The sequence below is a fragment of the Fibrella aestuarina BUZ 2 genome, from assembly GCF_000331105.1.
In the GTDB taxonomy this organism is placed as follows: Bacteria; Bacteroidota; Bacteroidia; order Cytophagales; family Spirosomataceae; genus Fibrella; species Fibrella aestuarina.
This window is the reverse complement of sequence record NC_020054.1, coordinates 3,269,701-3,289,953: the sequence shown is the minus strand read 5'-3', so window position 1 is coordinate 3,289,953 and position 20,253 is coordinate 3,269,701. Positions and strand designations below refer to the sequence as shown.

Here is a 20,253-nt window from a genome sequence, read left to right as displayed (position 1 = left end):
GCACAACGATTTCCCAACTCATGACAAATTCTGACATCATCGATATGCTCGAGCTGACGGCTCGGCTGATGGAACTGCACGATGGCGATCCGTTTCGCATTCGCGCCTTTTCATCGGCGGCGTTTTCGCTCGAAAAAACAACCCTCGACCTGGCTGAGCAACCCGTTGCGGAACTGACCAAACTGCCCGGTGTGGGTAAGGCAGTTGCCGGCAAGATCCGCGAATTTGCCGACACGGGCCACCTGGCCGAACTCGACGAGCTACTGGCTCAGACCCCGCCGGGCGTGCTCGACATGTTTCGGATCAAAGGGCTTGGCGTGAAGAAAATCAAAACGCTCTGGCAGGAACTGGGCCTCGAAACCCTGCGCGACCTGCGGCAGGCCGCCGAAACGGGGCGGGTAGCGGCCATCAAAGGCTTCGGCGAAAAAGCCCAGCAGAACATCCTCGAAAGCATTCTGTTTCTGGAGAGCCAGTCGGGCAAGGTGCGCATGGACAAGGCCGACCGGCTGGCCCAACTGCTCTGCGACGAACTGGCCCCCCTGGGGCGCGTGGAGGTGAGCGGGCAGGTGTTGCGGCGGGCCATCGAGGTCGATACGGTTGAGTTGCTGGTTGAATCCGACGACCCCATCGGTGTTCAGGATGCGATTAACGCACGGCCCAATTTTACACAGAACCGGGCGGCATCGTCGCCGTTTGCGTGGCGTGGCGAGGTAGCGGGTTTCGACGTGCAGGTGTCGGTACTCACGTACCCAGCGGGGCAGTTCGATCAGCAGCGTTTTATCCGGTCGGCTACCGAGGCGCACCTCATGCAGAAAGGGGCTACCGGCAAAACCCTGCTCCAGACGGCAACGATGGCCTCGGCCAATGCAACCGACGAGCAGATTTACGCCTCGGCGGGGCTGCCCTACATTGTGCCCGAAATGCGCGAAAATGGCCAGGCCTTCGCTTGGGCGAGCCAACATCAGCCCGATGAGCTGGTGACATGGGACGATCTCACCGGTACGTTGCACAACCACAGCACCTGGTCAGACGGGAAGCACACGCTGCGCCAGATGGCCGATTACGCCCGCGAGCTGGGCCTGACGTATTTCGGGATTGCCGACCACTCGCAAACGGCCAGTTACGCCGGTGGCCTTTCGCCCGAACGAGTGGCACAACAGCACGTCGAGATCGATGCGCTGAATGCTGAATACGCCGCTGCCGGGCTGGATTTTCGCATCCTGAAAGGCATCGAATCCGACATTCTGGGCGACGGGTCGCTGGATTATACCGATGACGTGCTGGCGTCGTTCGACTACGTGGTGGCGTCGGTGCACCAAACCCTCAACATGACGAAGGAGAAAGCCACGGCGCGGCTGCTGAAGGCGATCGAGAATCCGTATACGTCTATTCTGGGGCACCCAACCGGTCGGCTACTGCTGGCGCGGGAAGGCTACCCGCTCGATTTTCCCGTGATTATCGACGCCTGCGCGGCCAACAACGTCATCATTGAGATTAACGCCAGCCCCTACCGGCTCGATATCGACTGGCACTGGATCGACTACGCCATGCAGCGCGGCGTGATGCTTAGTATCAACCCCGATGCCCACGAGATGCGCGGCCTCCTCGACATGCATTACGGCATCTACGCCGCCCGCAAAGGAGGCCTCACCAAGGCCATGACGTTCAACGCCCAGCCCCTCGTTGAGGTGCTGAAGCGTTTTAATGAATAATGTATAGTGGATGATGAATAATGGGCTGACGCTGTTTGTTGATGGCGTCAGCCCATTATTCATCATCCACTATACATTATTCATTAAAACGCTTCGCCTAGCTGGAAGTACAGGCCGCTACCGGTGGTGCCGCCAAAGCCGTAGTCGACGCGGAGATTGAGGCGTTCGCGGCGATTCAGCGCCAGGCGCAGGCCAGCCCCGTAGGCGGCCTTAAGCTGTCGAAAATTCAGTTCATCGACGTTGTAGGCCACGTTACCGACACTACCAAACGCCACGGCCCCCAGCCGCCAGAACAGGGGTATTCGGTATTCGGCTTGTACCACCGCCTGATTCCGATCGCGGTAGCGGCCGTCATAGTAGCCGCGCATGCTGTTGGCCCCACCAAACGACGCCAGACTGCGCAGGGGTACGTTGCCCGAATTCAGAAAGGCATAAGCCTGCAAGGCCAGTACCTGCTGTCGGCCAATCTGGCGGAACAGTCGCGCATCGAGCACGTAATTCGTGTATTGGTAATCGGAGCCCAGCAGCGGCGCAAAATGATTGAATTGGACCTGAAACAAGCCACCTCGATTGGGCGAAAACGCCGAGTTGCGCGTGTCGTAGGTGTAGCTCAACCCAACGCCCGACACATGGTAGGGCGTTCGGCCCGCAACGGCCTGCTTATCAAATAACCCACCGCCTTCGTAGTCGACATTCAGCACCCGCTGAAACTCGTAGACCAGGCCCGCAAACTGGTTTCGCCGAATCTGCCGCTGCAAGTGCAGGTAGATGTAGTATTGTCGGAAGGTGTAGTTCTCGACGGCCTCTTCGGGAGCGGCCTTGCCAAGCCCCCAGAATTTATCGGGGAAGTAGCTGTAAGACAGCTGATGATTCAGGATATAGGTCTCGCCCGGGAAGTAGGTAGCCCCGTTGAGTGCCACCACAAATTGCTGTTTTACGGAGTAGAGCGCCAGCGCCTGACTGTTCGACGTTCGGGTGGTGGAATCGTCGGTCAGGCGGAAGGTAAGTGACCCGGCCAGCCCGAACGACCAGGCTGTTTCTATCGAACGGGCCACCAGTGGCAGCACCAGTAACGTTCGGTTCGACGCTTTGCGCGGTAGGCTCAGGCTATCGGCCATCGGGCTGCTCTTCTGCGCCTCGGCGAAATAAATACTGAACCAACTTACTGAAAATAGGACTATTAGGCGGAATGGGGTTTTCAAATTAATACGCTTTAACTAGCAGATAAGGCTCCGTTGAGTAAACTTTGCGAAGTGAATAAGCATTTATCCGGCCTAAGTATTAGCTGATCCTCGAATAATCTCATTCATAAAAAAGTGTTTGGTCATCCCAACTAATTGCATTTAATTTAGAGCCAGAATCCGCAACAACAAATCTGACAACGATTGATTTGTACTTAATCGTCACTAATATGAAAAAATTACAAAGCCCGCGTTTTGAACTGGGTGAATCGATCACTCGGGAACAAAAAGCGTTTTTTGACAAATACGGCATCATCGTTTTCCCGAACTTTATTAAGCGCGAAACCGTCAATCTTTTCCTGAGCGAAAACGCCCGGATTGAAAAAGAATGGCTGGCCGAAGGGCGTGATAAAGTCAATGGCGTGCCGCTCAAATTTGGTCGTGATGAAGCCGGCAACAAAGTTATTCAGCGCTCGTGCTTCCTCTCGCACTACAGCCAGGCGTTGCATGAATTTTTGCAGGACCCCCGCCTGCAGGCCGTTGTTGACCTGCTGCAACCGTACGAAGGTCGTATCGGCGAAAATGAGAAAGATGGTTTTGTCCTGAACAATTACGTTCGGACGGCCAACAGCCAGTATTCGCAAATGGGCTGGCATACCGATAGCCCACGCGACATCTTCCTCGGTCAGCGCATCATGCCGATGCTGAACGTGGGGCTGCACCTCGACGACTGCCCCATGGAAAATGGTGGCCTGCGCGTATTGCCCGGCACCCACAAGCAGAGCACCTTCCGCATGCTGTTTGCCAAGAAGTATTTCGTCGATAACAACCCCGATCCGCGCGAGGTTGGCCTCGACATTCAGGCGGGTGATCTCACCGTACACGACGGTCGCATCTGGCACCGGGTGCAGCAGTCGCCCCACTTCGGTGAAGCGAGCCGCCGCCGCGTGATGTATGTGCCGGTTGTTACGGGCAAATACAAGCCGAAAAACGAGTCGAGCAAGACACCGTTCTACCACCGGTTTATCCAGAAGGTGAACATTTAAATTTTAGCTACTATATCGTTTGACACGGTCTGCCACGGCGGGCCGTGTCAAACTTTTTTTATGCCTTACGCACTCATTACCGGCGCTAGCCGGGGAATTGGTCAGGCGATTGCCACGGAACTGGCCCGCCGCCAGGTCGATCTGTTGTTGGTAGCCCGCTCGGGCGACGCGCTTACGCGCATCGGGCAGGAGCTGGCTACTCAATACAACGTTCAGGTACGTTCGCTGGCGCTTGACCTTGCCGACCCCGCCGCGCCGCAGCAGTTGTTTGACTGGTGCCAGGCCAACGCCATCGACGTGTCGATGCTGATCAACAATGCGGGCTATGGGCTCAGTGGCGATTTTGAGCAGTATACGGTCGCTGAAAACCTCGCCATGATGCAGGTGAACATGACGGCACTGGTTCAGCTTACGCAGTTGTTTCTGCCGCAGCTTCGTCGGCAAAAGCAGGCCTATATTCTGAACATCGCCAGCTCGACAGCCTATCAGGCCTTACCCGGTATGAGTCTATATGCCGCCACGAAAGTGTTTGTGCTGAATTTCAGCCGGGGGTTACACCATGAGCTGTCAGGTACGTCGGTATCGGTTACAAGCGTAAGCCCCGGTGCCACGGACACCGGCTTCAACGATCGCGCCCAGATTAACGACAAAGCACGGGAAGCGGCCAAGAAAGTGGTGATGACGCCGGAGGTCGTGGCGAAACAGGCCGTTGAAGCCATGTACGCTAAAAAAGCCGAAGTCATCACCGGGGCCATCAATAAGCTCGGGGCCTTCGCCGCCTGGCTCCTACCCAAGTCGCTGGTCGAGAAAACGGCGTACAAGATTTATAAAGAGTGATAAATGATACGTGGTAAACGATGAATAAGCCAACGCATTTGTTTTTGGCGTCAGTTTATTCATCGCTTACCACGTATCATTTATCATTAATACAACACCCGATCAATCGTGATGGGTAGGTCGTAGATGCGTTTGCCAGTGGCGTGGAAGATGGCGTTGGCTACGGCAGCGGGCATCCCCACAATACCGATTTCGCCCAGCCCCTTGGCGCCCAGCGGATTGACGATGTCGTCGTGTTCTTCCACGAAAATCACGTCAAGATCGTGGATATCGGCGTTGACAGGTACGTGGTATTCGGCGAGGTTATGGTTCATAAACCGCCCCAGGCGATGATCCATCTTGCTGTCTTCCTGCAAGGCGTGGCTGATGCCCCACACCATACCCCCGATGATCTGACTGCGTGCCGTGCGGGGGTTCAGAATCGTTCCGCCAGCGACCGCCGTAACGGCCCGCGTCACCGTAACCGTGCCCAGGTCCTCATCGACCTCGACCTCGACGAAAGCCGCCGAGTGCACGTGCTTTGAGTACTTGCCTGATTTGAGCGGATTAGGCATCGACGTGGACGTTTCGGAAACGGCCCGTCCACCGTTCAGGGCGACAATATCCCGCAACGACATGGCGACCGACAGGTCTGATTTGAGGCGCATATGCCCGTCGGCAAACACAACGTCATCCCAGCGCGCATCATAGAACGGCGAAGACGACGGCTTGCTGGCTAGCTTGAACAGCTTTTTGCTCAGGTCTTCGCATACCTGTTTCACCGCCGAGCCGACGGTAGACGCCGTGAGTGATCCGCCCTGAAACGGCGCCCAGGGCATGTCGCTGTCACCCAGTTTGAAAATCACGTCGTCGATGGGCATGCCCATCGTTTCAGCCGCGATCTGCGTCATAATCGTGTAGGTGCCCGTTCCAATGTCGGCGGTAGCGCTGCTGACGCGTAACTTGCCGTTGACCGTCAGGACCGCTTCGGCGCGGGCCAGCAGGCGGTTGGCGTCCCAGATACCCGTGGCCATACCCCAGCCGACCAGCACATTACCGCGCTTCGTCGACCGAGGCTCCGGGTTGCGCGTCGACCAGCCGAAGCGGTCGGCTCCCTGCTGGAAACAGGCCCGTAGCTCTTTACTCGAATAGGGTTTGTCGTCTTCGGTCCAGTTCTTTTCCGAATAGTTTTTTAGCCGTAGCTCGACCGGGTCCATGCCCAATTCGTAGGCCAACGCATCCATCGCCGTTTCGATGGCGTGGTCACCCGTGACGCCGCCGGGTGCCCGCATATCGAGGGGCGTGTAGATATCCAGCGGTTTCAGTTCGTAGGCCAGCGTGGTGTCAGGTACGTCGTAGAGCATCCCCGACCAGTTGACGACCACTTCGGTATAATCTTCAAACTGCGAGGTGGCCGCTTTGGCGCTATGTTTCAGAGCCGTGAGGGTGCCGTCGGCCGATGCCCCCAGTTCGACCTCCTGCACCGTATTGGGGCGGTGACCGAAGGTAAACATCTGCTGGCGCGTCAGGGTCACCCGCACCGACCGTTTCAGTGCTTTGGCCGCCATAACGGCCAGAAACAACTGGTACTGCGGCCGTAGCCCCGACCCAAACCCACCGCCAACATAGGGCGAGATCACCCGCACGTGGCTGGCTGGCAGATTGAAGACACTTTTCACGTAGGACTGACTGTTGAGCGCGCCCTGCGTTTTGTCGTAGATCGTCAGGAAAGGCGTGCCGTCTTTGTCTTCCTTCCCGTAGTCTACCGTTGTGGCGAACATCTCCATCGGGTTGTGGTGTTGCGCCCCGTGTACGTGCCGGGCTTTAATGGACACTGGCGCGGCGGCCAGCGCTTCATCGGCGTTGCCGCGCGGTTTGGGCGGTGGTGGTTTCAGCAGGCTCGCCAGTCCGCTTGCCGGTTCGCGCGTTTCGTGCAGGTGGGCTTCCAGATCCGTTTCGAAGGTTTCTTCGTCATACGTCACCTCAATCAATGAGGCCGCGTAGCGGGCCAGTTCAAATGTGTTGGCCACGACCAGGGCGACGGGTTGCCCGCTGTATTTGATCTGATCATCGTGCAAAGGCCGGAAGGGCGAGCCCGGCGGCGCATCAAGATCTTTGTAGTTCATATCGAACCAGGCCGTGTGCGGGCGGTTTTCGTGCGTAAACACCTGCACGACGCCCGACAGCGACAGCGCCGCCCCGGTGTCGATGCGGCGAATGGTTCCTTTGGTGATTCCCGCCGACACCACGTAGCCGTAGAGCAGGTCAGGTACGTTGAACTCGGCGGCGTATTTGGCCTTACCGGTTACTTTATCATAGCCGTCAACACGTTTGACAGGCTGGCCGATGTACGTCATAATTCGGTTGAAGTTTGGCGGTTGAGGGTTGGCACGATTCAGCCGCTGAACGCTTCTGAGCCGACGAGCAACCGCTACCTGTTTTACATTGCCTTTTCCATGCGCACGGCCTCGTCCAGCGCCCGTACGATGGCACGTTTGGCGAGGTCGATTTTGAACGTGTTGTGGCCATACCCCACGGCTCCCTCGAGCAGGGCATCGGCTACCGCCTGGAAATTAGCCGCGCTGGCTTCGTGGCCAACCAGCCGTTGTTCCGCCTCGGGCTTGCGCCAGGGTTTGTGGGCCACGCCGCCGAGGGCCAGCCGTGCCGCTGTGATGGTAGTGCCAGCTTCATCCAGTTCCAGGCCGACGGCTACCGACACCAGCGCGAACGCGTAGGATGAGCGGTCGCGCTGTTTGAGGTAATTGTAGTGTTCCCGAAAACCACGAGCGGGCAGGTCGATGCTGGTAACGAGCTCACCGGGCTTGACGGTGTTGTCGAACTGGGGTTCATCGCCGGGTAGCCGGTGGAAGTCGGCCATCGGAATGCTGCGGTCGCCATCGGGGCCGGTCAGTTGCACCACCGCCTCGAGCGCCGCCAAGGCCACGCACATGTCTGACGGATGGGTGGCGATGCAACTATCGGACGTACCCAAGATGGCGTGGATGCGGTTGTAGCCGCCAATGGCCCCACAGCCCGAGCCGGGATTGCGTTTGTTGCAGGGCGTTGCGGTGTCGTAGAAATAATAACAACGGGTACGTTGAAACAGGTTGCCCCCGTTGGTCGCCATGTTGCGCAGTTGCGGCGAGGCCCCCGCCAAAATAGTCTGTGACAGCAGTGGATACCGCTCCTGCACCAGCGGATGGTAGGCCGTATCGGCATTGGTGACGGTAGCACCCAGGCGCAGGCCGCCATCAGGCAACTCGGTGATGCCGCCGAGGGGCAGGCTATTGACGTCGATCAGCCGGTTGGGGCGCTCGATGTTCTCCTTCATCAGATCGATGAGGTTGGTGCCACCGCCAATAAACTTACTTTGGGTTTCGGTTGCCCGGTCGTTGACAGCCGCCTCAACCGAGTCGGGTCGGGCGTAGGTAAATGGGTTCATGGTTCGTCTGACGTTTAACGGCCTAAGCCAACCTATTTGTCGATCACTTGCTTGATGGCATCGACGATGTGCGGGTAAGCCCCGCAACGGCAGATGTTACCACTCATCAGTTCGCGGATGTCGTGGTCGGTTTTGACGTGGCCTTCGTTGATCATCCCGACCGCCGAGCAGATCTGACCGGGTGTGCAGTACCCACACTGAAACGCGTCATGGTCGATAAACGCCTGCTGCATGGGGTGTAGCGTTCCGTCGGCGTTGGCCAAGCCTTCGACCGTGGTAATATCGTGTCCGTCGTGCATCACCGCCAGGGTCAGACAGGAGTTGACACGTTTCCCGTCCACCAATACCGTGCAGGCTCCACACTGTCCGTGGTCGCAGCCTTTCTTGGTGCCGGTCAGGTTGGCGTACTCGCGCAGCGCATCGAGGAGCGTGGTCCAGGGAGCTAGATTAAGCGGACGGGCCGTGCCGTTGATGGTCAACGTAACGGTGCCAGGCGTAGGAGCCGGAGCAGCGGATTGCGGTCGATTGGCCGACGTACCTGCCGTTTTCTGACCGGTTGCGGGCGGATGGGGCAACGTGACTGTAGACATAAATACTAAGGATCTTTTGTCTACGGAACCCCTCGACTTATCGGTTGTTCAAAAATCAGAGCGAAGCCCGTGCTTTTTTACGACCTTGTCCGGCCAAACCCCTTACTGCCATGAAAACGCCTATCTGTCTCCTGCTCTGCCTGTTTGCCCTCACGACGGCTGCGCTGGCCCAAACCGCCCCGACCGCCCCGATGGCCACCTCGGCAACCAGCGAATCCCTGCGCGACTACGCCGGCACCTATACCTTCGCCAGTGGCAGCCCAATCAGCACTTACACAATCACGGTGAAAGATGGTGATCTGTATGGCGACGCCGGTATGGGTACGTATAAACTGCTCAAGCAGGAAGCGACTGACCAATACAAATCGACGAGTTCATACGGCTCGCTTATCACATTCACCCGCGACACAACTACCAAACAGATTACTGGCCTGTCGCTTGCCGCGCAGGGGCAGCAACTCAGCGCGAAGAAAGACAACTAGCTGGCGGCGAGCCCGGCAACCAGGCTGACTCCTGACCGTGACGGTAACGGGTCGATGGTTACCAGGTAGTGCTAATAGTAGCTTTCAGCGCGTATGTTTGGGCATGAAGAAGCCAATTTATGTACTCTGCGACGTATCGGGCGAAAACGTCGCGATTGAGGCGGCCGTACCAGGCTACCAGCTTCACCCGCGGGTGCTGGCAGCTATCCGGGCTGATTTCCCCACGTTTCGGGTCGACAGCTTTATCTCGCTAAACCGGCTGCTTACCTACGTCAATCGCGCCGTTGATCATGCCCATGTGTTACCCAAGCCTACCCATATCCCGCTGCCTGATCCCGATGCCAACCTGACGTTTGGGCAACGGGTAGCCGATCGGATTGCCGATTTTGGCGGTAGCTGGACCTTTATCCTGCTCTTTCTAGGCGTTATTATTGTCTGGATGGCCATCAACGTATGGTATATGGGTAACCGGGGGTTCGATCCCTATCCGTTTATCCTGCTCAATCTGCTGCTGTCGTGCCTGGCTGCTCTGCAGGCGCCCGTGATCATGATGAGCCAAAACCGGCAGGAAGAGCGTGACCGCGAACGCGCCCGGCAGGATTATGAGGTGAACCTGAAAGCGGAGAGCGAAATCCGGCTTCTTCAACAGAAAATGGACCTGCTCTTACAACGAAAGCCCTAAACACCGGCCCCAATTCGCCCGTTTGTTTGTCAAAGCCTGCTGACTCATGCCCGAGACGACCTCACCACTTCACGACTTTTACAAACAACGCGCGTCGTCGCTGATCGAACGGATCGAAGACGCCCGCGACCACCTTACCGACGAGCACGTTCGACGCATCCGGGTCGGCATCAAGCGGTTACGATCGCTGTATCGCCTGATGGAGTTTATCCGGCCCAAGCAGTTCAAGAGCCGTCGGCACGAGCGGGCTTTCCGCAAACTCTTCAAACGGGCCGGTCAACTGCGCGACATTCAACTCAGCCAGGCGTCGATCGATACCATTCCGTTGCGGGGAACCATGGCCAAACGCTACGCCCGTTATCTGGAAAAAGAAGAAAAAAAGGCGCGCAAGAAGCTCAAAAAAGCCCTCAAAAAATTCCACAAGCGCGATCTGAAAAAAGCGGACAAGCTGATTCAGCGCATCGGCGTCACGGTATCGCCCGTTAAGGTCGATCAGCGGCTGCGGACGTACATCGACCGGGAAGCCGCGGCCATCGAGGTGCTACAACAGGGAGGGCAGTCGACCGAAAACACGCACCAGATGCGGAAGCACCTGAAAGCGCTGATCGAAGTAGGTACGTTGCTCATTCAACTGATGCCCGACGATGCCCTTGAGCAATTGCTCACCAAGGCCAAACAGACGCAACAGCAGGTGGGTCTTTGGCACGATCGGGTCGTTTGGCTCTCTCATCTGGAAGCGTTTATCGCAGCCGATAACGAACAGCCCGACGACAATACGGAACGCCTGATTGCCCGCCAACACCAGACAGCCAACCGGCAGGAGAAGCGTGTCGATCTGCTGATGGACAACCTAACTACGCTGCTCAACGGACTCGCTCCCTGGCGTGCGGGTGCCGAACCCAACGTATAGCTACTACGGCAGCGGATTTTTCGAGACGTAGACGACACCTCTTCCGCCATTGCAGTACCGGAAGTTGGGGGATAACTCGCAAACCTCGTCTGAGCCAGCAGCGTAGAGGCGACCTTTCGCGTCCAACGCCAGTGACCTCAGTTGATGTCGCTTAGGCAGGTCAATCTGTCTACCGGTCTGCGTGACTACGCCAGGTGTTATAAACCGACCTCTTATTTTTGTTGAATCGTTGAGATACTGCCGACGAATTGTGTACGTAACGCCATTCGTCGCGGTAACTGGATTGGTCTTGATTCCTGAATTTCCCGCATAGCCAACTAAATCAAAAGTTGGGTTAATCCGGTGATAGGTCAGCCAGGTTGCGCCCAAGTCTATACTATACAGAGCCGTGTTCACCAGTGTAACCTCCCCTCCAGCATACAGCATACCTGAAGTGGCAAAAAGAGTATCCTTTTGCATGACCAGCCCCGTTACAGGTTGATTTTTAGCATAGACCTGCTGCCAGCTTTCACCCCGATCCGTAGTGCGATATAATGTAAGCGTAGTAGATGCAATGACAACTGTTCTATCGATATCGCCCCAAACGGCATCGATAGACCCGGCATCAGGAGAGCGAAGCGTGTACCAGTTGTCGTATTCGGGTTGTACGGTGTCGACACTGTCCCGGTGGCAGGCGGCTAGTACGAGTAGCAGTGCAAGCCCATAGCCTATGCTTTTCATAGTACGTTGATTTAAAAGAAATCAAATTTCCCTAACTGGCTACTAAACTACACCAAATCAGACAATCGGTACAAGATCAGTTAGTAGATGGTAAGCTATTGTCGAACGAAATGCCTGCACCAGGCTCGACGTAATCTTGACCGTTTCGGAACGATTCGCCCATAAAAGCCATTACCTTTGTACGACACGCATCAACAACAAGCCGGCAAGTATTCTGTCGGCTCTTGTTTTAAAGTAGCAGTATATAAACTCTATAGGCTAATACTATTATGTCTATTGCCTTCTCCCCCACCGTTAGCAACGCGGCGCAGCGCGACATTCTCGATCTTCAGAAAAAGGTGGAGGCCTTCCGCAGTGGGCAGATGACCGACGAGCAGTTCCGCAAGTTCCGGCTGGCTCGGGGCGTGTACGGTCAGCGGCAGGCGGGCGTGCAGATGATCCGCATCAAGCTGCCCTACGGCCGCATTACCGCCGATCAGTTGATTCGCATTGCCGACGTGTCGGACCGTTACGCAACGGGCAACCTGCACGCCACAACCCGGCAGGATATTCAACTCCACTTTGTAAAACTGGCCGATTCGCCGCAGCTCTGGGCTGACCTCGAAGACGCGGGCATCACCCTGAAAGAAGCCTGTGGTAATACCGTGCGCAACGTGACGGGTTCGGCCCGGGCGGGCATCGACCCCGACGAACCGTTCGACGTATCGGCTTATGCGCACGCCATTTTCGAGTACTTCCTGCGCAACCCGATCTGCCAGGAGATGGGCCGGAAATTCAAGATTTCGGTTTCGTCGTCGGAGAAAGATTCGGCTTACGGCTACATGCACGACATCGGCCTCATTCCGCGCGTACAGAACGGGCAACGGGGCTTCAAAGTGCTGCTGGCTGGTGGGCTGGGCGCACAGCCATTCCTGGCGCAGACAGCCACCGAGTTTATCGAAGAAGAGCGGGTGATTCCGTTCATCGAGGCGGTGATCCGCGTGTTTGACCGCTACGGCGAGCGCACCAAACGCCATAAAGCCCGGATGAAGTACCTGCTCAACGATCTGGGGCTGGAGACGTTTCTGGAGAAAGTACAGGAAGAATGGACAGCCTTGCGGAGCAAGGAATTGCCCGTTTCGAGTCTGGCCTTCGACGTTCGGGAGGCACGCCCCGAAGCCGCTGGGTACGTTCTCCAAACGCAAGACTCGAAACTTAAAAACTGGTTTGCCACCAACGTCTTCGAGCAGAAGCAGGCGGGCTGGTATGCCGTACAACTGCGCGTGCTGCTGGGCGATATGTCGTCGGATACGGCGCGGGCACTGGCGCAGATCGTGAAGCAATACGCTGCCGATGACATCCGCGTGACGGTCAATCAGGGTTACCTGCTCCGGTACATTCGACCCGAAGATCTAGAAGCCGTTTTTCACGCCCTCGACGCATTGGGTCTGGCCGAACCGGGTTTTGACACCACGGCGGACATTACCACCTGCCCCGGTACCGATACCTGTAACCTGGCGATTTCGAGCAGCTACGGCATCACACGGGCACTGGAAGAGATGATGAAGGCCGAGTTTCCCGACATCATCTTCAACAACGACATTAAGATCAAGATCAGTGGCTGCATGAACGGCTGCGGTCAGCACTCAGTCGCCAACATTGGTTTCCACGGCTCGTCGATGAAAAACGGCGCCTATGTGCTGCCAGCTCTGCAAGTACTGCTGGGTGGTGGTTTCAACGGCGCGGGCGTTGGTCAGTTGGGCGATAAAGTCGTGAAGATCCCGACCAAGCGCGGCCCCGACGCCCTGCGGTTGTTGTTTCAGGATTATGAAACCAACGCGCTGGACGGCGAATATTACAACGATTACTACGGGCGGAAGGGCAAGAACTATTTCTACACCCTGCTGAAGCCGCTGGCCGATCTGAAAACGGTACAGGACAGCGATTACGTTGACTGGGATCATACCGAACCGTTTGTGACGGAAGTGGGCGTTGGCGAATGTGCCGGCGTGATGATTGACCTCGTGGCGACGACCCTCGACGAAGCGGGTGAAAAGCTGGTATGGGCCGACGAAGCCCTGGCCGAAAGTCGCTGGGCCGACGCCATCTACCACGCCTACAACGTGCTCATTACGGGTGCCAAAGCGGCGCTGATGACCCGCGACGTAAACACCAATACGCACCACGGCATCGTGACCGACTTCGACCGCGAGTTTGCGGCTTACGATGGTTTTCACGAAGCGGAAGGACAGTTTAAAGCGCTGGCCTACAGCATTAACAAAAACGAGCCATCGGCCCAGTTTGCCCAGTCGTTTGTACCCAAAGCCGCTGCTTTTCTGAAAAGCGTACAAGCCTACCGCGCCGAGCAAATTGCCCGCGACGGCCAACCCGAACTCCAGGAACTGACGCAGGCGCAGGACTCTTAAACTAACGAGTGAACGAGTGCTAATCGGATACGTACCTAAGCCACTCGTTCACTCGTTCACTCGCATGAAACTTACGCTCATTGGCGCGGGGCCCGGTGATCCCGATCTCATTACCATGAAGGCGGTGAAGGTGCTGCAAACGGCCGACGTCATCATGTACGACGCACTGGTTGCCGAAGAACTGCTCGATTACTGCCGCCCCGACGCATTGAAAGTCTACGTGGGCAAACGCCGGGGTGCCTATTCCTGTACGCAGGAGGAAATAAACCCGCTTATCGTGCATTATGCCCAGCATTATGGGCATGTGGTCCGGCTGAAAGGCGGCGACCCCTATGTATTTGGCCGGGGTTATGAAGAGTTGCAATACGCGCAGCAGCACGGTATCTCCGTCGAGGTCATTCCGGGCATTTCGAGCAGTTATGCCGTACCGGCGGCGGCGGGCGTACCGCTCACGAGCCGAGGGCTGTCGGAAAGCTTCTGGGTGGTGACAGGTACGTTGAAAGACGGCAGCTTCTCTAATGATCTACGGCTGGCCGCTCAGTCGTCGGCGACCGTGGTGATTCTGATGGGCATTCATCAACTGCCCAAAATCGCGGCGCTGTTCACCGAATTGGGCAAAGCTGATACGCCCATTGCCATCATTCAGAACGGCACGACCACCAACCAGCGAGTTGTGGCGGGGTACGTTCACGAGATTGTCGAGCGGGTCGAGGCAACGGGCATCAGCAACCCCGCCGTGATTGTGGTCGGTGAAGTAGCCCGGCTGGCCAACCATCCCGAAAACGCGCAATTTTTCGTAAATTTGCAGGCGTAATAGCAACGCGGATAGAGTCCATTGAGCAGACGAGCGCAGTTTTCAGTAGAGTGCCGGTAAGTTAGTATTTGTGCCAATCTGCTCTATACCTGTTATCCGCGTTCCAACTGATTCATGAAACCGTACCGCGTTCTCCTTTACTATTACTACACCCCCATTGCTGATGCCGCCGCGTTTCGCGATGAGCACCACCGGCTTTGTCTCGACCTCAATCTGCTGGGTCGTATCATCGTTGCTCCTGAGGGCCTCAATGGTACGGTGTCAGGGCTGACGGCCGATTGTGAGGCGTACATGAACGCGGTGAAAGCCGACCCTCGTTTTGCCGCTATCGATTTCAAAGTCGATGAGGTCGAGGCCCACACGTTTCAGAAACTGCACGTTCGGCTGAAAGAGGAAATCGTCAATTCCGACCTGCCCGTGAACCCGCGTGAGCAGACAGGCATCCACCTGGAACCGGCCGAGTTTCGGGCCATGAAGAACGACCCGGACGTAGTGCTGGTCGATATGCGATCGAACTACGAGCATACCGTGGGGCGGTTCAAAGGGGCTGTCACCTTCGACATGGAGAACCTGCGCGAACTGCCCGATCACGTTGGCGAGATTGCGCACCTCAAGGACAAGAAAATCATCACCTATTGTACCGGCGGTATCAAGTGTGAAAAGGCCTCGGCCTATCTGCTGTCGCAGGGGTTTGAGAATGTCTATCAATTGCACGGGGGCATCATCAAATACGGCCTGGAAGAAGGCGGCGAAGACTTCGACGGCCAATGCTACGTGTTCGACAACCGCCTCGCCGTGGACGTCAACGCCATCAACCCGACGGTAATTTCGACTTGCCACCGCTGCGGCACGCCCACCTCGCGGATGATCAACTGCGCCAGCCCGGCCTGCAACAACCACGTACCGCTGTGCGAAGCCTGCGGCGATACCCACGCCGGCACGTGCACGGATGACTGCAAAGCCGACCCGCAGTTACGTACCTACGACGGTACGGGCTACTACAGCAAGAAGCCCATCGGCTACTCGCCTGGGCTTGGTTACCGCAGCATGAAGCGTAGCGAACTGGCCAAGTAAGGCAATGTCACTCCAAGCCGACGCACGCTGGGCCTGAGCGCCCAAACGGTCCAATTCGTGTAAGCCTTATCCCCCATTTATGGGATTGCGCCGCCTGGGCAGGATGGCGACTTTTGACCCATTCGTTCCGCATCGGAAAGACCGTCGGACCGAATGGGTCAATTCATTTCTATCCGTCCATTTACGCGTATGCACCACACACTTTATTTCCGCATTTTCCGCCCGGCGTTCTTGCTGCTGGCGCTCGTCTCATTGTTTATCGCCTGTAGCAAAGGGACCGAGGGCCCCGCGGGCCCAGTAGGGCCAGCCGGACCAACTGGGCCCGCCGGACCGGCCGGTCCACAAGGAGCGGCAGGCCCCGCCGGACCCACCGGCAATGCCAATGTCATGCAGTTTTCGTTTGGCTCACGCACGCATACCGGCTCCGAACAAACGTACACGCTGACCGGCATTACCGCCGATATGATCACTAAATCGGCCATTTTCGTGTACGTGTCGAATACAAACCCCTGGTGGTATCCACTACCCGGAATTTTCAACGGCACCAACGAGTACCGCACCAACATACGCCCCTCGGCCAATTCAGTGGTGGCGATCGTACGGGTAGGTACGGGGTCTACGACCAGCGATACGTTTGTCAACACGCGCATTGTCATTATCCCGGCCAATGACCTGCGCAATGGGCGGCAGGCAGCCCTTGATTTCAACGATTATCAGGCCGTAAAAGCCTTCTATAAGCTTCCGAACTGATTACGCTGCCGTCAACGCTACCCGGCTGAAAACCACCGTCTGGTTACTCAGCCGGGTAGTTTGTTTAGGTATTCGGTCCAAGGGCTGGCTATTGCTGTGTACCTTTGCGTACCCATGAAGCAACTCCCTTTAGTTTCAGTTGTGCTGGCCACCTACAATGGTGAGCGTTTTTTAAAGACCCAACTCGATAGTATCGTTCAGCAGACCTATCCGCAACTCGAAGTGATTGTGGTCGATGATCGTTCTACCGATGCTACCCACGACATCCTGCAACACTACGCGGCCCGCTACCCGTACTTCAGCCTTGTCGTTAATGAGACCAATCTGGGCTATATCCGGAATTTCGAGAAAGGCATGCTGCTGGCCAACGGCGACCTGATTGCCCTGAGCGATCAGGACGACATCTGGCACCCCGAAAAGATTCGCATTCTGGTGGAGGCGATGGGCGACAGCGACGTGGTATTTGGTGACTCCCGCCTTATCGACGACAACGATCAGCCACTGGGCATCAACTTCTCCGATATCCGCCAATTGCAGAGCTTTGACAGCTGTTTATCGTTTTTGATCGGCAACACCGTATCGGGCCACAACATGCTCATCACCAAGAGCTTGCTACAACGAAGCCTACCGTTCCCGCTGCACATCCCGCACGATCATTGGCTGTGCTTCGTCGCGACGTTCAGGCAGCCGGTCAAGTTTGTGCCACAGTTGCTGGTCGATTACCGGCAGCACGCTACCAACGTGTATGGCATTTTACCGGTCGTCAACGGGGTTAAACGGACGCGGGCCCAAAAGAGCGCCGAGCAACGGCTGCACGCCATTCGGGAGCGGGCCCAGGCGCTGACCGACAAGTGCCCCGCCGAACTGACCCGCGAAAAGAAGGTCCTGACCCGGCTGAACCGGACGTACAAGAGCTTTTCGATTCCGAATAACTTCGTCCGGATGATGACCTTTTTTCGCTACCGCGACGAGCTGCTGGCGACCAAAAAACGCTCGGCCTTGCGCAAATGGCTGTTCTGTTTTAAGATGTTCGTGAAGATTAAATAACGTACCCAGCCGATAACCGAATCGTTTCGGACGTAGTTGATTAGGTAAACTATGGTCAGTCTGGTGAGCAGATTGGCCCACTCAACGCGATGAAACGATTCCTTTTTGCCGGGCTTTTTTCGCTGTTCGCCGGTGCGGCGATGGCGCAGACCAAGCCCGCCCAAACCACGCCACCCGCTGTTGTCTCGGCCATTGAAGGCGTCAGCGGCAAACGATTCGTTCCCGATACCCTCTACGCCGCTTTGTCCGACGACGACAAAACGCTGCTGGGCCAACAGGCCGTAGCCAACTGGAGCCTGGCCCAGGAGTCGGGCGGCATGACCTTCCACAATCTGGTGGTGGGCACCCGCTCCTACCAGTTACTGATCACCAAATCGCCCAAAGCGGAGTTCCCGACGGCAACGCTGCTGCGTTACGCCGATCCGAAGGCTAAGCCCGAGCCCATCGCCCGTGGCACCCTGCGCCCCCGACCTGCCGAAAAGGCCGATTAGGTAGCGGCATAGTTGGTCGCTTGGCCATAAACAAACGCACCCCTGCTGGCACTGGCTCAACCTTAAAACGTTGACGCCAGGCTGGCAGGGGTGTGTTTGTTTACCGCTTAATTACATATTTGCCCATACTCTCTAAGCACATAGCTATTAGGATCTTTCAAAGAAATCTATCAATGATCTTAAGATATATACTTATCATACCGCACATACAATACATGGTCTTTTATCAATAACACTAAAGTTTACGTCAATTAAAAGGTCATTTTCCCCTTTTTACTCATTTAGATCAACCAAATATTAACCTCAAGTAGCCCTTTTGTATTATTCATATATATAAAATAACATATAAGTATACATAAATTAGTTGTTCGTTTTTAAGCTGAGATTAGTGCACTCAACTCACGAAAGAATCTATCAAATCAACTTCAAAACGAACATGAGAAATTTCTTTTTAGTCGGGCTTACATTCACATTATGCCTGTTCATCAATTCCTGCACCCCTGAACTTGTGAGTCCTGTCGCACCAGCCGCAAAGGTTGCAGCGGTAACTCATTCGAAAGCAAGGATTCCAACTACCTACATTGACTGGGAAAACGCTGAATTCTTCTACTACAAGCGAAGTGATGGCCAAGTCATCCAGGTTAGAACACCTTGGGCAGCCGGAGGCAGCGCCGTATTCCCTTTTTATACAGTGCAAGACCGCTTTAGACGTGATGGCTGGGAGTTAGTTTACAATTACTTTGATCCCAATCAATTCGTAGATGACAAATTGTTTTTTATCCTCTACAACAAGTACCGAGGCATTTTGCGTGTATTCTTCAGAAATACGTCAGCTGTCCCCGCCGCTTCAAATTATATCCTTCATCAACTGCGTCTTGGCAGTAGCGTCAACTATAACACCTCACAGCTGAATTTTTCCACTGATGAAGCCAAGGCAATGGATATACTTGTTGATAAGCCCTTTACTGCTGGCACGAATACAACTCCACTTTCAAACAACACAGGAGCCCTTAATGACGCTTGGTATACGTTCGACTACGAGTTCGCCTATGATCCTAATACGCCCAATATAAATGGCTTACAAGTCGGGCTTGACCTAGAGGCAAGAGCTGTATCAGAGAAGAGACTGGAAATAACAGGGACTATAGACGGTACGATCGAGGGTACCATCAATGTGTCAGGCGATAGTGGCGGGCAACTCTTTTCAACTCTCTTCTCCAAAACATCTAATGCAACTAACATCAGCAACATCGTTGGGAGTGTATCGACTGGAGGTTCTAATGGGGCAGCGAAAAATGGAATTTTTAAATTAATCGGTAGCGCCGCCACCTCGGGACTAACTACGGCGGTCAAGAATGCTGCTAACACACTTGCTAGTGGGGGCTTGAACATTTTAACCACTCCACTGACTAAATTTTTCTCCTCTATAATTGCCTCACCAGCGCAAAACGTTCAAAATACGGACCTCAAATTAAAAGCGCAAACTAAAGCGAACGGCACGCAAACAGATGAATTTCTGCTTTTCAGTCAGCACTTTTTCTTGCCTGGTACTGCTAGAACTGACCCAAATACGCCAGGTGTGATTCCTTATTACGATAAGCCTCTAGGCGTGTTCAATCTAAGTCGTATGCCAATTATCCATGTATCCAAATATGATGAATTAGCGGCAAGATACGAATTAGACAGTCCAACGATAACCTTAAACCCAGCTATCAGTGGAGAAGTCACTGTCCGAAATCAGAACATCACCATGGTATGGTACTATGAAGGGGCAGGCGGTATAGACTTCAATAGCGCAAACCGAAATCCTATCTTGATTAGCCAATCAACAGCAGGCACTTGGTATGACGTGAGTACAAACTTTGCCATATATGGTTTAGCTAGGAACCCTGCTCGGCGGCTGAATTTTGGCGTTCAAGTTTCGTTCGAGCTTGTTGATGGCAACGGTCAGGTTACATACATATCAAAAATGTTTAAGCCTACTATGGACTACCAAGATGGGTTGTAACAGTCACATAGGTTTCATTCCGGCTCAACAGTAGTTAACCAACTTGTGCGCCGATATCTAGGCAAAGCCCCTTAACAACAAAG

18 protein-coding genes are annotated in these 20,253 nt (G+C 55.4%); 13 read left to right on the top strand and 5 right to left on the bottom strand.

Annotated elements, in window-relative coordinates; genetic code table 11:
* Nucleotides 1–20 precede the first annotated feature (20 nt).
* Nucleotides 21–1,712 (top strand): helix-hairpin-helix domain-containing protein, encoded by a 1,692-nt coding sequence (locus FAES_RS13415; protein ID WP_041257855.1) that lies wholly within the window; start codon nt 21–23, stop codon nt 1,710–1,712.
* 83 nt (nt 1,713–1,795) lie between these two features.
* On the opposite strand, the gene FAES_RS13410 is transcribed toward FAES_RS13415, so the two are convergent.
* Entirely contained in the window at nt 1,796–2,914 is a 1,119-nt protein-coding gene (locus tag FAES_RS13410) for a BamA/TamA family outer membrane protein (protein WP_229364474.1), read from the bottom strand.
* A 209-nt stretch (nt 2,915–3,123) separates the two neighbouring features.
* Here FAES_RS13410 and FAES_RS13405 point away from each other — a divergent pair, with 209 nt between their 5' ends.
* Entirely contained in the window at nt 3,124–3,939 is an 816-nt protein-coding gene (locus FAES_RS13405; RefSeq protein ID WP_015331760.1) for a phytanoyl-CoA dioxygenase family protein, read from the top strand.
* Between the two features lie 60 nt (nt 3,940–3,999).
* Nucleotides 4,000–4,776: an SDR family NAD(P)-dependent oxidoreductase gene (locus tag FAES_RS13400; protein ID WP_015331759.1), complete on the top strand. Its 777-nt coding sequence runs from the start codon at nt 4,000–4,002 to the stop codon at nt 4,774–4,776.
* Between the two features lie 86 nt (nt 4,777–4,862).
* Here the strand turns inward: FAES_RS13400 and FAES_RS13395 are convergent, their stop codons facing one another.
* From FAES_RS13395 to FAES_RS13385, 3 genes are all read right to left on the bottom strand, one after another.
* On the bottom strand, nt 4,863–7,112 hold the full coding sequence (locus FAES_RS13395; protein ID WP_015331758.1) for a xanthine dehydrogenase family protein molybdopterin-binding subunit: 2,250 nt from the start codon (nt 7,110–7,112) through the stop codon (nt 4,863–4,865).
* 83 nt (nt 7,113–7,195) lie between these two features.
* The gene (locus FAES_RS13390; protein ID WP_015331757.1) at nt 7,196–8,197 is read right to left on the bottom strand and encodes an FAD binding domain-containing protein; all 1,002 of its coding nucleotides are present in this window, start codon (nt 8,195–8,197) and stop codon (nt 7,196–7,198) included.
* A gap of 32 nt (nt 8,198–8,229) precedes the next feature.
* Nucleotides 8,230–8,787 carry a (2Fe-2S)-binding protein gene (locus FAES_RS13385; protein WP_015331756.1) on the bottom strand — a complete coding sequence of 186 codons (558 nt, stop codon included), beginning with the start codon at nt 8,785–8,787 and terminating at the stop codon, nt 8,230–8,232.
* Nucleotides 8,788–8,897: 110 nt separating this feature from the next.
* On the opposite strand from FAES_RS13385, the gene FAES_RS13380 reads away from it, so the two are divergent.
* The 3 genes from FAES_RS13380 (at nt 8,898) to FAES_RS13370 (ending at nt 10,861) form a co-directional block, all read left to right on the top strand.
* Nucleotides 8,898–9,269 (top strand): DUF3471 domain-containing protein, encoded by a 372-nt coding sequence (locus FAES_RS13380; protein WP_015331755.1) that lies wholly within the window; start codon nt 8,898–8,900, stop codon nt 9,267–9,269.
* 103 nt (nt 9,270–9,372) lie between these two features.
* Nucleotides 9,373–9,951, top strand: coding sequence for a DUF1003 domain-containing protein (locus tag FAES_RS29595; RefSeq protein ID WP_015331754.1), 579 nt, complete (start codon nt 9,373–9,375; stop codon nt 9,949–9,951).
* A gap of 46 nt (nt 9,952–9,997) precedes the next feature.
* On the top strand, nt 9,998–10,861 hold the full coding sequence (locus FAES_RS13370) for a CHAD domain-containing protein (RefSeq protein WP_015331753.1): 864 nt from the start codon (nt 9,998–10,000) through the stop codon (nt 10,859–10,861).
* A gap of 3 nt (nt 10,862–10,864) precedes the next feature.
* On the opposite strand, the gene FAES_RS13365 is transcribed toward FAES_RS13370, so the two are convergent.
* A complete protein-coding gene (locus FAES_RS13365) occupies nt 10,865–11,581 on the bottom strand; it encodes a WD40/YVTN/BNR-like repeat-containing protein (protein ID WP_015331752.1) in 717 nt (238 codons plus the stop codon).
* A gap of 269 nt (nt 11,582–11,850) precedes the next feature.
* Here FAES_RS13365 and FAES_RS13360 point away from each other — a divergent pair, with 269 nt between their 5' ends.
* The 7 genes from FAES_RS13360 to FAES_RS13330 all read left to right on the top strand — a co-directional run bounded on the left by FAES_RS13360 (nt 11,851) and on the right by FAES_RS13330 (nt 20,170).
* Nucleotides 11,851–13,986 (top strand): nitrite/sulfite reductase, encoded by a 2,136-nt coding sequence (locus FAES_RS13360; RefSeq protein WP_015331750.1) that lies wholly within the window; start codon nt 11,851–11,853, stop codon nt 13,984–13,986.
* Nucleotides 13,987–14,050: 64 nt separating this feature from the next.
* On the top strand, nt 14,051–14,800 hold the full coding sequence (gene cobA, locus FAES_RS13355; RefSeq protein ID WP_015331749.1) for a uroporphyrinogen-III C-methyltransferase: 750 nt from the start codon (nt 14,051–14,053) through the stop codon (nt 14,798–14,800).
* Between the two features lie 114 nt (nt 14,801–14,914).
* A complete protein-coding gene (gene trhO / locus FAES_RS13350) occupies nt 14,915–15,874 on the top strand; it encodes an oxygen-dependent tRNA uridine(34) hydroxylase TrhO (RefSeq protein WP_015331748.1) in 960 nt (319 codons plus the stop codon).
* Nucleotides 15,875–16,063: 189 nt separating this feature from the next.
* Complete coding sequence (locus FAES_RS30505; protein WP_041257853.1) at nt 16,064–16,624, top strand: collagen-like protein; 561 nt, start codon at nt 16,064–16,066, stop codon at nt 16,622–16,624.
* A 114-nt stretch (nt 16,625–16,738) separates the two neighbouring features.
* Complete coding sequence (locus FAES_RS13340) at nt 16,739–17,671, top strand: glycosyltransferase family 2 protein (protein ID WP_015331746.1); 933 nt, start codon at nt 16,739–16,741, stop codon at nt 17,669–17,671.
* An 89-nt stretch (nt 17,672–17,760) separates the two neighbouring features.
* Nucleotides 17,761–18,162 (top strand): hypothetical protein, encoded by a 402-nt coding sequence (locus tag FAES_RS13335; protein ID WP_015331745.1) that lies wholly within the window; start codon nt 17,761–17,763, stop codon nt 18,160–18,162.
* Nucleotides 18,163–18,598: 436 nt separating this feature from the next.
* A complete protein-coding gene (locus FAES_RS13330) occupies nt 18,599–20,170 on the top strand; it encodes a hypothetical protein (RefSeq protein WP_041257852.1) in 1,572 nt (523 codons plus the stop codon).
* The last annotated feature ends 83 nt before the right edge of the window (nt 20,171–20,253 follow it).

Coding starts and splice junctions, on each gene's coding strand:
- FAES_RS13390 (WP_015331757.1), bottom strand. CDS start 8,197: ATGAACCCATTTACCTACGCCCGACCCGACTCGGTTGAGGCGGCTGTC.
- cobA (WP_015331749.1), top strand. CDS start 14,051: ATGAAACTTACGCTCATTGGCGCGGGGCCCGGTGATCCCGATCTCATT.
- FAES_RS13365 (WP_015331752.1), bottom strand. CDS start 11,581: ATGAAAAGCATAGGCTATGGGCTTGCACTGCTACTCGTACTAGCCGCC.
- FAES_RS30505 (WP_041257853.1), top strand. CDS start 16,064: ATGCACCACACACTTTATTTCCGCATTTTCCGCCCGGCGTTCTTGCTG.
- FAES_RS29595 (WP_015331754.1), top strand. CDS start 9,373: ATGAAGAAGCCAATTTATGTACTCTGCGACGTATCGGGCGAAAACGTC.
- FAES_RS13405 (WP_015331760.1), top strand. CDS start 3,124: ATGAAAAAATTACAAAGCCCGCGTTTTGAACTGGGTGAATCGATCACT.
- FAES_RS13385 (WP_015331756.1), bottom strand. CDS start 8,787: ATGTCTACAGTCACGTTGCCCCATCCGCCCGCAACCGGTCAGAAAACG.
- FAES_RS13415 (WP_041257855.1), top strand. CDS start 21: ATGACAAATTCTGACATCATCGATATGCTCGAGCTGACGGCTCGGCTG.
- FAES_RS13370 (WP_015331753.1), top strand. CDS start 9,998: ATGCCCGAGACGACCTCACCACTTCACGACTTTTACAAACAACGCGCG.
- FAES_RS13380 (WP_015331755.1), top strand. CDS start 8,898: ATGAAAACGCCTATCTGTCTCCTGCTCTGCCTGTTTGCCCTCACGACG.
- FAES_RS13360 (WP_015331750.1), top strand. CDS start 11,851: ATGTCTATTGCCTTCTCCCCCACCGTTAGCAACGCGGCGCAGCGCGAC.
- trhO (WP_015331748.1), top strand. CDS start 14,915: ATGAAACCGTACCGCGTTCTCCTTTACTATTACTACACCCCCATTGCT.
- FAES_RS13395 (WP_015331758.1), bottom strand. CDS start 7,112: ATGACGTACATCGGCCAGCCTGTCAAACGTGTTGACGGCTATGATAAA.
- FAES_RS13340 (WP_015331746.1), top strand. CDS start 16,739: ATGAAGCAACTCCCTTTAGTTTCAGTTGTGCTGGCCACCTACAATGGT.
- FAES_RS13400 (WP_015331759.1), top strand. CDS start 4,000: ATGCCTTACGCACTCATTACCGGCGCTAGCCGGGGAATTGGTCAGGCG.
- FAES_RS13330 (WP_041257852.1), top strand. CDS start 18,599: ATGAGAAATTTCTTTTTAGTCGGGCTTACATTCACATTATGCCTGTTC.
- FAES_RS13335 (WP_015331745.1), top strand. CDS start 17,761: ATGAAACGATTCCTTTTTGCCGGGCTTTTTTCGCTGTTCGCCGGTGCG.